Below are 12,133 nucleotides of genomic sequence, written 5' to 3' on the forward strand. Positions count from 1 at the left end.
GTGGCAGAAAATCATGCAAACCAATGAATAGCGTTAACTGTTATGATGTTACTCATCACATAAACTATTAATTTTGGAGGAATGACAATGAATCAGAAGAACAAACTTAAGTTTTTTACTTATGGTGCATTATTAATCACACTTGGGGGATCGTTAGCCGCACCAACGAGTGCATTTGCGACAACGCAACAAACGTCAACTGCCACAAGTGTGGCAACGGAAAATGCACAAACAGCGAATAATCCATCGGCAACAAGTAATCAAACCAAGCCCAATTCTATTGATATTGGTGAATTTGGTAAGATGAGCTATTCAGGAAGTGCCGCTGGGGGTTTAACTGTATCAGGCAAGCAAACAAGAGGAAATTTAGCTTTAAAACTTGATATTTCATCGTTAGGTTCCCTAGCTTTAAATGATCGAACCGATTATCGGATAAAATTACCTGAAGAATTTAAAGCATTAGCACAAACCGATGCTTTTAAACGCTCGATTTCTGGTGAGTTTCATGTTTCAGCGGGCATCGGAATTGGCTCTGTAACTGATCATATCTATTCAGCAGGTGAAATCACTGTTGATGCTACGCGGAATGAATTAGTTTTCAATAATCCAGCGGTAAGCCTGATTGGGCTCTTCCCGGATACAGTCTTAAATCTAAATATGGATTTAGGGCAAGCAGTAACTAATTCAGGCGTTCATATTGATGATGCTTATGATGGTGCTTATCACTTTAAAGGTGGCATGATTACAACTGGTAGTATTATCGATTGGCGTTTAGGTAGTCGCGATAGTGGTGTTGATCTGCGTTTGAACCAAATGGATCCAGGTAAAGACATTCCAGAAAATACCAAACCAGAAATTAATTTTGATAACAACTATAAACACTCTGTACCAGAAGGCTCAGTGTATGACACAGCAGCAGCTTTAATTGGTGTTTCTGCGTACGATAAAGAAGACGGTTGGTTAACCCAAAAAATTCAAGTCGTTAATAACAATGTAAATACAACTAAACCAGGTGCTTACACAGTGACGTATCAAGTAGCAGATACCCAAGGGTTAACAACGGTTGCAACTGCAGCTGTTAATGTTGAAAAAGCGGCTGATGACTTTTCACTATCACCCAATCGTTATAACATCGGCGATTCGGCATTAACTGGTCTATATGGTAAAAATGTGGCTTATGTTCGTTTAGCTGTGAAAAACCAAATGGTTGCTAATGCAACATTACAAAATGGCCAATTTATGATTTCCGGGGCTAATAAATACATCACAACGAAGAACGAACCCGTTGAAGTAATTGCATATGATGCACATAATGTGGAACAAAACCGGAAGCTAGTAATGATTACCGGTGAAGAAGTCAAAGATTTTACATTAACTGCTAATAGTTACCGTATTGGGGATTCTACATTAACCGGTTCATATGGTAAGGATGTTTATCAAGTTCGCTTATTGGTTGATGGTCAAGTTATGACTCAAGCAAGTACTAGTAATGGACATTACACTTTCGCTAATGTTAATAAATATATTAGTAGTAAAAACCAAACAGTTGAAGTTGTTGCTGTAGACAAGACTTATCAAGAACAGAATCGACGAACTGTACAAGTTACCGGCGAACAAGCACGCGATTATACATTAACTGCTAACGGTTATCGCTTAGGGAATCAAACATTAACCGGTTCATATGGTAAGGATGTTTATAAAGTACGCTTGTTGGTTAATGGTAATGTTGTTGCCCAGGCAGATACAAAAAATGGTCAATATACCTTTAATAATGCTAATAAGTTTGTCATAAGCAAGACTCAAAAGATTGAAGTCGTGGCGGTTGATAAAAATTATCGAGAACAAAATCGAAAATCAGTAACGGTTACCGGTGAAGATGAAAAAAATTATAACTTAGTGGCTAATGACTATACGCTTGGTGATAGTACAGTTGCCGGTAGTTATGGCAAAGATGTTTATAAAGTAAGATTACAACTTGATGGGAAGACAGTGGCCCAAGCGATTAGTACCAGCGGCCTGTTCAGCGTTAAGAATGCTAAACAGTTTATTACAGATAAAAAGCATAAAGTGGAAGTCGTGGCAGTTGATAAAAATTATCGAGAACAAAATCGGAAAACGGTTAAAGTTTTAGGTGAAGAGACCAAAGATTATCGTTTAACAGCTGATAACTACGCATTAGGAACTAGCAATTTGACGGGTTCTTTTGGTAAAGATGTCGCTAAAGTTCGGTTAGTGGTGAATGGACAAGTTGTCTCACAAGCTAAATTAAAGACAGGACGTTATGAATTTACGGAAGTTAATAAGTTTGTGACCAGTAATGACGATCAAGTTCAAGTTCGTGCCGTAAACAGTCAATATGAAACGGTCAACACAATTAACGTTACGACTAGTGGCACAATTGTTCACGACTATGCTTTAGTGACTAATGAATATTTAGTTGGTACGAATGCCATTACTGGGACTTACGGCCAGGATTTAGCATATGTAAGAATTCGCAATAAAAAAAGTAATAAGATTTTGAAACAAGCTGATTTAAATAAAGGAAATTTTGCAGCTAAAGGGATGGAAGAATTAGTAGCTTATGGTGATCAGATCGAAGCTGTTGGTGTTGATAATCAGTACCATGAACAAGCACAAGCTGCAGTTACGGTTACTAATGAAGGCGAAGAAAAACACGATTATACTTTAACCGGACCAGATTCTTTTCAAGTAGGGACTAGCCAAATGATTGGAACCATGGGTAGTGACATTCATGCGGTACGCTTGATGCTAAATGGAAAAGTAGTCAAGAATGCTGTCTTAAATTCAGCAACAGGTACGTATGCTCTAAAGGGATTAGATAATATCGAAATGACGGTTACAGATAAATTAGAAATTGTCGGCGTTGATGCGGGGTATAAAGTTCAAGCAACAAAACTCGTTAATATTGTCGAATAAGTTAAAGCAACAACTGAACGCATGCGAATAATTCGTATGTGTTTAAATTTTGGAAAGAAGTTAAAAAATTATGCGGAAACTTATTTATTTTATTTCATTGATAGTAATTGGCATTACCCTAACCGGCTGCCAAAGTAAGCGTGTGAAACAGACGACGAATGATCTTGGACAAGCGAAACAGACTAAGCAACTTGTCATGACGCCAATTAGTGCCAAAACGGTTAGTCATGCTGGGAAAAAGAAGATTGTTCAGATTCAATTTAAAGTAAAAAATAAAAGCGTCAAAAAATTCCAGGTAGGAGCTAGCGATTTTATCATTAAATATGAAACTCATTACTTTTATATGGGCGAAGGGATTAACTTCGCCGCCACTTTAGCGCCAAGCAAAGCCACTAAAGGGAATGGTTTTTATGAAATCCCAGCAAGAGCTAGGCGATTTACTTTATTGTATAAACCATTAGATGTGAATCAAACAGCTAAGTGGCAAGTTACGGTTAAGTAAATGAAAGTTATCTATTTACATCAATACTTTGCAACACGGAATTCAACCACCGCAACGCGCACCTATGAAATTGCTAAAAAATTAGTCCAAAAAGGACATCAGGTTACAATGATTACCACTGATGCTTTTTTAGAAAGTGAAATCCCTTTTAAAACGACGCATTATTATCGTGAGTATTTAATTGACGGCATAGTAGTCAAGGCACAACGTAACCATTATGAAAATAAGATGGGTTTTTACAGAAGGACTTGGGCTTTTCTAAAATATATGCATTTTGCTTATATACAAGGTCGAAAAAGCGACGGTGACCTATTATTAGCCACTTCGACACCATTGACAATAGCGATTCCGACCCTCATGTTACACGTTAGCAAATCTTTAGATTATATTTTTGAAGTGCGTGATTTGTGGCCTGAAGCTCCAAAACAAATGGGTATAATCAAAAATCCAATTCTATTAAAAGGATTAAGTTACCTTGAGCGAACTGTTTACCGCCACGCTAAGCATATTATCAGTCTCTCACCAGGGATGACTGAAGGCATCTTAGCGCAAGGGATTAAGCGGCAAAAAGTGACGATGATTCCTAATTTTTCGGATCTTAGTTTATTTCAACCCCAACATATTCAAACCGAGTTACAAGCAGAACTGATTAAGCAGTTAAAGTTGCAAGATAAATTTGTGTTACTCCATTTAGGTGCAATGGGGGAAGCCAATGGGTTGATGTATTTAATTGAAGCCGCCAAAATATTGCAAAAAAAAGGGCAGCAACAAATTGTCATCATTATTGGTGGTGATGGTAAAGTACGGGCTTCTTTACAGCAGGCATGTCAATCAGCAGGTTTAACGAATGTTTTATTAACAGGTTATATTAAACGTAAAAATGTGCCAACGATGACTAGTATTGCGAACATTACGATGACTAGTTTTAAAAACTTACCCGTTTTAGCCACTAACTCTCCAAATAAATTTTTTGATGCTTTGGCTGCGGGTAAACCAATCATCGTCAATGCTAATGGATGGACCAAAGAAATTGTTGAAAAAAATCAAATTGGTTATTATGTGCGCCCAACCCATCCAGAAGATTTAGCGCTACTGTTAGTGACATTACAGAATAAGAAACAAGCGCTAAGGGCCCTAGCGCCTAAAATTAGAGCAATTGCACAGCAGAATTACAGTGCTGAGCACTTGACTGATCAAGTGGAAACAATATTAGTGCAACAATGGAGGAATATACATGAAAATTAGTGTGGTAGGTACCGGTTATGTCGGATTAGTCACCGGGGTTTCTTTAGCCGAAATGGGGCAAAATGTGACTTGTATTGATATTGATACAGCTAAAATTAATAAATTAAAGCAAGGAATATCACCAATTTATGAACCACAGATTGAAGAAATGATGCATAAAAATCTAGCTGCCCAGCGATTAACTTTTAGCCTAGACCAGGATGTTAACTACAATGATTTTGATTTAATTTATTTAGCTGTTGGAACCCCTGAAAATCCAGATGGATCAGCTGATTTAACTTATATAAATACAACGGTTAATCGAATCACGCAAGATTTGCAGCATGCAACAATTGTGGTAACTAAAAGTACTGTACCAGTCGGCACAAATGCGAAAATTAAAGCATTGTTAAACCAGAATGGCGCTTACACAGTTGAAGTCGTCTCAAATCCAGAGTTTTTACGCGAAGGTAGTGCGGTACATGATGTTTTTCATGCTGATCGCTTGATTCTCGGTTCTGATAGCCAAGCAGCGATGGCTGTCGTTGAAGCAGTCAATGCACCTTATAAAACAACAGTGATTAAGACGACGTTTGCAAGTGCAGAATTAATTAAGTACGCTTCTAATGCTTTTTTAGCCACTAAAATCAGTTTTGTAAATGAAATTGCAAATATTTGTGAGGCAACTGGAGCGAATATTCAAGCCGTTAGCCAGGGAATGGGACTTGACACGCGAATTGGAAATAAATTTCTGAAAGCCGGAATCGGGTACGGCGGTTCTTGTTTCCCTAAAGACACAGCTGCCTTATTACAAATTGCGCAACAAAATCGGATTGATTTTCCAATTCTGGAAGCGACGATTAAAACTAATCAACAGCAACAATTGCATTTGGTTGAACGTCTAATGCAATATTATCCCGATTTAACGGGGAAAAAAATAGCTATTTTGGGTGCGGCGTTTAAGCCAGGGACAGACGATATTCGTGAGGCTCCGGCTTTGAGAATAATCCAAACGTTACTTGAAAAAGGTGCCCGAGTAGCGGTTTATGATCCGATTGCACTCGATAATGTTCGTGAAATATTCGGCGAAGCCATTGAGTACTGTCTAAAAATCGAAACCGCTTTAGAAGCTTGTGAAGCCGCTTTAATTGCGACTGAATGGTCTTCAATCCAGAAATTAAATGCGGTGACAATTAAAAATAAAATGCGGCGGCCATTAATTTTAGATGGACGAGCAGCATTGTTGTCATTAGCTGAACTAAATGATATCGAGTATGCAGTGGTTGGACAGAAAGGTTGATCAACATGAATCGTAAACGGTTTTTTGATCTAATGTTAAGCATTGTTATCGCGCCTATTTGTTTAGTGATGATTACTATCTTGGCAATCATCAGTATCCTTTGGTTACATGAAAATCCTTTTTTCTTAAGTTATCGTGCCGGTCAAAAGGGCCATCTTTTTATAATTTATAAATTAAAGACAATGCGAACTTTAGTTGATCAAACCGGGGCTTTATTACCGGATCAGAAGCGTGTTTGTTTTTGGGGGAATATATTGCGAGCAAGTAGTCTCGACGAGTTACCGCAGATTTTGAACGTCGTATTCGGGCAAATGAGTTTTGTTGGTCCCAGACCATTGGAAGTCGATTATTTACCGCTTTATGATCGACAACAAAAAAGACGTTTATTGGTTAAACCTGGGATTACTGGTTGGGCACAAGTGAACGGACGAAATACGATTAGTTGGCAACAAAAATTTAAACTAGATTGTTATTATGTGGATTACTGGTCAATATGGTTTGATATTAAAATTTTAGGCTTAACAGTCTATAAAGTGTTAGTGAGGGAAGGTGTGAAACAAGATGGACATGTCAATATGCCACGTTTTACAGGGAATGACGACTAAACCTAAGCTGATGATTATTGGCGGAGGTGGCTTGGGCCAAGTTGCTCAACAAGTCGCTCAACAGCAAAATAAATATGAGGTACTTGGCTTTTGTGATGATGCTTACAAAGGCATAAATATTCATCATGGAAAATTGAATATCGCACCTGGTTATCTAAGTGAGTTAGTACCGCAACCTGATATCTATTTTGTGCTTGCGATTGGAGATCCCGCAATTCGGCAGTCGTTTATTACTCGATATGAATTACCACTTTCAAAATTTGCGAATGTGATTCATCCGCTAGCCTTCATAGCCGATAACGTCACTGTTGGACAGGGGATTTTGGCCATGCCGTATGCGATCGTCAATAGCGGGGCTCAGTTAGGGAACCATCTTGTTCTAAATTCAGCTAGTATTGTGGAACATAAGAGTCAAGTTGGCGATTTTACTTCAATTTCACCGAAAGCGGTTATTTGTGGTGGGGTAACAATCGGTGCTGAAAGCTTCATTGGGGCCGGCGCAACAATTGTGCAGTGCTTACATCTCGGACAGCATGTGCTAGTAGGTGCTAACTCATTGGTTTTACATGATTTACCCGATAATGTGGTGGCATATGGTAGTCCAATTCGTGTCATTAAACCAAGGTTAAATGCTGTCGGGCAGCCATGAAAGGGAATTTAGTTAAAATATTTGGGATTGTTACTGTTTTAACGTTGCTTAATCAAACATTAACCCTGGTGCGCGCGTCAATTATGGCGACCCAATTTGGGGTTAGTAATCAAATGGATGCTTTTAATATGGCGAATACGTTAATGGTATGTTTAATTAATGTTTTGGGTGCCTCAGTCGCGACTGTTTTTGTCCCATTTTTAACGCAAATGCAAGATAACGCTGAAGATCGTTTGATTTTTAATAGCTATATTAGCGTGATGAGTACCGTTGTTGGGGTTATTTTAAGCGGATATTTAATTGTTGGAAACTTGTATTTCAAATTTAGTAGCAGTCAAAGCCTGTTTGCAACGATGATGTTTTCAATATCGCTCGTACTAGCGTTAGGACAGTATGTGCGCCTACTGACAAGTATAGAAACAGCCATTTTCCAAACTGAAAATCGCTTTGGGGTGATTAAGGTCGGGGCCATATTGGCCACCGTGAGTAGTTTAATCGCTTTGGAATTAGCGCATCACTATCTGACCATTAGGCTCGCAGCTGCGATGATAACCCTCTCTTATTGGATTGAATGGGGGTATCTGAGTACACGTAAAAAAGCAGCTAAGTTTCATTTTAAATGGCACTTTGCGATTCATCATCGCGGGGTTAAAGAACTCCTAAACTTAACTGGACCGGTGGTTTTAAATTCATTTATTTATCAAATCTCATTACTCATTCCAACGGTAATTATTCGTTTTTTTGGTACCGGTTTTGTTTCGATTAACAGTTATGCCAATCAAATATTGAATATTATGCAAACATTAATCTTAACGAATATTTTAACGATGCTTTATCCAGAGTTAGCACGAACGATGCAAAACGATCGGCAAGCAGGGCAGGAAAAATTAATTTTTTTCATTATTCTGACAAATACCATTGTGATTCCAATTACGTTTGGGGCGATTGTAGTTGGGCCTTTGCTGATTCAAATATTGTTTCAAAGGGGCAATTTTACAGCATCGGCGACAAACGCGGTTTGGCAATTTCTATGTTTTGGTAGTTTATCCCTACCGTTAGTTGTGATTCGTGAATTTATTTATCGCGCCTTTTACAGTCTTCAAGACACTAAAACACCGGTTAAAAATTCATTATTAACGATTAGTTTACAGATGATCTATGTCATTGCTGGTGCAAAAGTCTTTGGTATTGTGGCCGTGATGAGTGCCCCATTAGTTGCAGCTGGCTTTTCTGTAAGTTTAGGACTATGGCAGATTAAACGTGTGTTACCTCAAATGGATGCGCATAAATTGATGATTAAGCATAGCTTAATTAGTTTTTTGAACGGTGGCATCATGATGATTGTTGTTAAAAAGTGTACTGGTTGGTTAACGCTACCGCCGCTTTTACGCTTGATAAGTCTCGTTATAATTGGTGCGTTATTGTACGGTGGCTTAACACTAAGTTGCCAGGGACGGTATTTCTGGCAGTATTTTAGAGAGGGGAAAGTTGAATGAAAGAGCCTAAAATTATAGCAGCGCAATTGATTAGTAATCGTGAGGTTTATCAGATGTTTAATACGGTTAAAAAAAAGGTTAAAAAAAATCCAGTCTTCATTATGGATAAAGGTAAGATGGATATTGTGATTATTTCTTATGCCGATTTAGTTCTGGTATTAAATGGTGAATTAGATAAATTTGAGTTGGTTTAACGATGCAGCCAGTTAAAATTGACCCGCGAAATATTATCAGTGCAACGTCCGTGCAAAAAAATTGGAAAGCCGTTTATGATAAAGCTCAAAAGGCGCCACAATTTGTTACTAGAAACAATAAATTTGAATTGGTCATCTTAAGTTATGCAGAATATTGTCAACTCTATCAAAAAAAATAGAAAATGTGGTGTTATGAAAATATTATTTGTTGTTTCATCATTCCCTAAATTATCAGAAACCTTCATTTTAAATCAAATAACCGGATTAATTGATCTTGGTGTGGATGTTGAAATACTAGCTTTTCAACCAATCTATAACATTGAGAATCATCCGACAGTGGCTCAGTATCATTTACTGGAAAAAGTACATTACGTGAATCTGCCACAATCGTATTTAAAGCGATTAGCAGTTGGGCTCAAAATTTGTTTACAACATCCAAAACAAGCGCTGCAACAATTAAATATTTTAAAAAATGGGTGGTATGCTTTAACGCTCCGATCATTATCATTGCTCCCTAAGATGGGGAATTTAGACCCATCTTACGATGTGATTATTAGCCACTATGGTCCCAATGGGGTAGTGGTTGAACAAATGAAACAAGCGGGCTTTTGGCCAAACAGTCAGCATTATACGTTCTTTCACGGCTATGATTTAACGGCCTTCAGACGACGTTGGGGGCATAAGCCCTACCAGATTCTGGTTCAGTCGGATTGTCAAATTCGAGCAATTAGTCATTATTTTAAAAAACAGCTATCAGATTTAGGGATTCCCGATGCACGTTTAGCGGTGCATCATATGGGAATTGATTGTGAAAAGATCAAACCTGAAAAATCAATAATTAAGTCACCAAAAACGTTAAGCTTAGTGACGGTCGGTCGATTGGTCGAAAAAAAGGGGATGGATCAAGCGATTTTAACTTTAGCTGCGCTAAAACAACGTGCCATAACTGCTGAGTTGACGATTATCGGAGGGGGGGCTTTAAGTGCACAGCTACATGCTTTAGTTCATGCCCTGAAACTAGATGCTTATGTTTATTTTATGGGCGAACAAGATCAAATTGTTGTGCAAAAAGTAATTCAAGCAGCGGATGTCGTCATTTTAATGAGCCATATTAGTGGTCAAGGTGATATGGAAGGAATTCCAGTCGTGTTAATGGAAGCAATGGCGCAGGCTAAGCCAGTTTTATCGACTTATCATAGTGGGATTCCCGAACTGATTCAATCCGAGGAAAACGGTTGGTTAGTTCCCGTCGATGATTATCAAGCGGCTGCTGATCAGCTAAAGATAATTGCCACAAATCTGGCGCAAATCGAACCAATCCGTAAGGCTGCTAGACTTAAAATTGAAACTGATTTTAATAACCGTGTCTTGAATCAACAATTATACGATGAACTTAGTGCGAGGACCTGTTATGCGAAATGAACAAACGATTATGATGATCAGTGCTGTGCATGTTTGGACAGATACGCGTATTTATTTTAAAGAAGCACAGTCGTTAGCACAGGCTGGCCACCGAGTTATATTTTATGCGCAAGATTTTAAAAGTCCAAAGCCAGATGATGTCAATCTTGAAATGCACTATTTACCAAAGCGGCGGCGGTTCATGCGTTGGCGGCATTGGTGGACATTGTATCACGCTTATGATCAACAGCCAGTGACTTGGCTACATATTCATGATCCAGAGTTATTAGTAGTGGGGTGGTTACTGAAGTGGCGTTTCGGTGATCGATTAAATATTGTTTATGACATGCATGAACACTTACCGGCTGCAATTTTAACTAAGCCTTGGATACCACATGGATTAAGGCGATTAGCAGCATCACTTTTTGCAAAAATTGAAAAAGGCCTAATGAAAAGTTGTCACACGGTAATCTTCGCAGAAATCGCGTATAAACAGTATTATCAAACGTTAAATCTAAAAAAAGTGGACGTTTTAAATTATCCACTAAAAACGCCTCGCAAGCCTAGCGATAAACAACCACAAGCGCCATTTATCCTTGTGTATGTCGGCGTATTAACTGCTCAAAGAGGATTGGATAACATGTTGAACGCATTGGATGTTTTGGTTAATCAAATGGCACTTAACGTGCAACTTAAATTAGTCGGTCCGCTTAATGATGATGAGCGGCGCTTGGCAAAGCTGATTAGCACTAAGCATTTAGGCGCTAATTGCCAGTTGACCGGACGATTACCTTATGATGCGTTGGAGGCGATTTATCAATCGGCAGATATTGGTCTGTGTTTACTGACACCAACGCCGAATAATGTTAATTCAGTCTCAACGAAGCTTTTTGAATATATGGCCGCCAGCTTACCAATTGTCGCTAGTGATTTTCAAAATTTTAAAAGCTTATTTCAACAATATCCATGTGGGGTTGTTGTTAAACCGGACGATGCACAAGTTGTCGCTAATCTGATTAAAGCGATGCTGATAGCACCCAAACGCCGCAAACAATATGGTGAGACTGGGCGAAAAGCCTTTGAACAGGTTTTTAATTGGGAATCCGAAGCACAAAAATTATTGGCAATTTATCAGGATAACAGATAAAGGAGGACCCAAATTGCTAAACGAGCAGTTGTTCATTGCAAAACTAATTAAGAATTTGCAACAAAAGTTAATTATCGTATTGCTGATTATCATTGTGTCAATCGGTGGGACCTTTTTACTAAAAACCCAAATTCAAAAACCAGCATATACATCTGAAGGACGGATATTAGTTAATTTACAGGCTAAACAAACCGGTCAGGGATTATCAACTGATGATTTAAAAACCAATATTCAGTTGATGAATACTTATTCTGAAATCATTAAGAGCAGTAAGATGATCAAACTGGTTCGCCAAGAGGTAAAAATTAAACATTTATCTATTGAGGATATCCAAAAAAGGACTAATGTCACTTCGAATAATAATTCATTAATCATTGATATTAATTATACCAGTGAACATGCCCACCAGACGGCATTGGTGAGCGCGGCAATGGTTAAAGTCGTGAAACATGAAATTCCCAAGTTATTTCCGAACGTTGCGATTTCAATTATTGAACAATCATCCGAACCACAAAGAGCGTCGGCAGTTGAATCAATTGTCATGGCGGGGCTGATTGGGTTATTAGTCAGTCTGTTATATGTTGTAACAATTAGTTTAGGCAATCAAAAAATTGATTTTAAGGCAGATTTAACCAGTTTAGGGATTACTTATTTAGGACGCCAAAAAATATAGCATTT

General features: G+C 38.2%; 11 protein-coding genes. All 11 read left to right on the forward strand.

Annotated features, from left to right (window positions below):
* Positions 1-87: 87 nt before the first annotated feature.
* The 11 genes from FC90_RS08315 to FC90_RS08365 all read left to right on the forward strand — a co-directional run bounded on the left by FC90_RS08315 (position 88) and on the right by FC90_RS08365 (position 12,128).
* The gene (locus tag FC90_RS08315; protein ID WP_057908771.1) at positions 88-2,937 is read left to right on the forward strand and encodes an immunoglobulin-like domain-containing protein; all 2,850 of its coding nucleotides are present in this window, start codon (positions 88-90) and stop codon (positions 2,935-2,937) included.
* Between the two features lie 70 nt (positions 2,938-3,007).
* Positions 3,008-3,439 carry a hypothetical protein gene (locus FC90_RS08320; RefSeq protein WP_057908772.1) on the forward strand — a complete coding sequence of 144 codons (432 nt, stop codon included), beginning with the start codon at positions 3,008-3,010 and terminating at the stop codon, positions 3,437-3,439.
* Positions 3,440-4,684 carry a glycosyltransferase family 4 protein gene (locus FC90_RS08325; RefSeq protein ID WP_057908773.1) on the forward strand — a complete coding sequence of 415 codons (1,245 nt, stop codon included), beginning with the start codon at positions 3,440-3,442 and terminating at the stop codon, positions 4,682-4,684.
* Positions 4,674-5,963: a UDP-glucose dehydrogenase family protein gene (locus FC90_RS08330; protein ID WP_057908774.1), complete on the forward strand. Its 1,290-nt coding sequence runs from the start codon at positions 4,674-4,676 to the stop codon at positions 5,961-5,963. The genes FC90_RS08325 and FC90_RS08330 overlap by 11 nt, the downstream gene beginning before the upstream one ends.
* 5 nt (positions 5,964-5,968) lie before the next feature.
* Entirely contained in the window at positions 5,969-6,568 is a 600-nt protein-coding gene (locus FC90_RS08335) for a sugar transferase (protein WP_057908775.1), read from the forward strand.
* Positions 6,525-7,217, forward strand: a complete 693-nt coding sequence (locus FC90_RS08340) for an acetyltransferase (protein ID WP_083482039.1) — start codon at positions 6,525-6,527, stop codon at positions 7,215-7,217. The genes FC90_RS08335 and FC90_RS08340 overlap by 44 nt, the downstream gene beginning before the upstream one ends.
* The gene (murJ, locus tag FC90_RS08345) at positions 7,214-8,713 is read left to right on the forward strand and encodes a murein biosynthesis integral membrane protein MurJ (RefSeq protein WP_057908777.1); all 1,500 of its coding nucleotides are present in this window, start codon (positions 7,214-7,216) and stop codon (positions 8,711-8,713) included. Before FC90_RS08340 ends, murJ begins: the two co-directional genes overlap by 4 nt.
* Positions 8,710-8,907 carry a hypothetical protein gene (locus FC90_RS08350; RefSeq protein ID WP_057908778.1) on the forward strand — a complete coding sequence of 66 codons (198 nt, stop codon included), beginning with the start codon at positions 8,710-8,712 and terminating at the stop codon, positions 8,905-8,907. Before murJ ends, FC90_RS08350 begins: the two co-directional genes overlap by 4 nt.
* 192 nt (positions 8,908-9,099) lie before the next feature.
* Positions 9,100-10,329, forward strand: coding sequence for a glycosyltransferase (locus FC90_RS08355; RefSeq protein ID WP_057908779.1), 1,230 nt, complete (start codon positions 9,100-9,102; stop codon positions 10,327-10,329).
* Positions 10,319-11,455: a glycosyltransferase family 4 protein gene (locus FC90_RS08360; RefSeq protein ID WP_057908780.1), complete on the forward strand. Its 1,137-nt coding sequence runs from the start codon at positions 10,319-10,321 to the stop codon at positions 11,453-11,455. Before FC90_RS08355 ends, FC90_RS08360 begins: the two co-directional genes overlap by 11 nt.
* 13 nt (positions 11,456-11,468) lie before the next feature.
* Positions 11,469-12,128, forward strand: coding sequence for a YveK family protein (locus FC90_RS08365; RefSeq protein ID WP_057908781.1), 660 nt, complete (start codon positions 11,469-11,471; stop codon positions 12,126-12,128).
* Positions 12,129-12,133 lie beyond the last annotated feature (5 nt).

This window comes from Latilactobacillus graminis DSM 20719, assembly GCF_001436415.1.
Taxonomy (GTDB): Bacteria; Bacillota; Bacilli; order Lactobacillales; family Lactobacillaceae; genus Latilactobacillus; species Latilactobacillus graminis.